This is a genomic window from Frankia sp. Mgl5, assembly GCF_023242985.1.
GTDB lineage: Bacteria > Actinomycetota > Actinomycetes > Frankiales > Frankiaceae > Parafrankia > Parafrankia soli.
Window position 1 is genome coordinate 1 of record NZ_JALKFY010000546.1, and the last position, 344, is coordinate 344.

General features: G+C 56.1%; 1 protein-coding gene. It reads left to right on the top strand.

Annotated elements, in window-relative coordinates; translation table 11 throughout:
- The coding region (locus tag MXD62_RS10555; protein WP_368862386.1) for an ABC transporter permease at positions 1 to 344 on the top strand (344 nt) is incomplete at both ends.

The window sequence follows — 344 nt, forward strand, 5'->3', positions numbered from 1 at the left end:
GGTGACATCGGGCCGATTCCGGTTTTGTTGATCTGGACGCTCCTCATTGCCGTCATCGGACATATTTTGTTGCGCAAAACAGCTTATGGACGCCAGACACTGGCGACGGGCGGGAATGAAAATGCCGCCAAATTCTCAGGGGTAAACACCGCCAAGATAAAACTGATGGTTTTAATGGGCTCCGGGATGATGGCCGGTCTAGCCGGTATGTTGTACGCGGGCCGCATGCAATCTGGTCGCTTCACGTTCGGGGAAGGAGACGAGCTGTCCGTGATCGCGGCGGTTATCCTGGGCGGAACCAGTCTGTTTGGCGGGATGGGAACGGTTGTCGGTACGGTCATTGG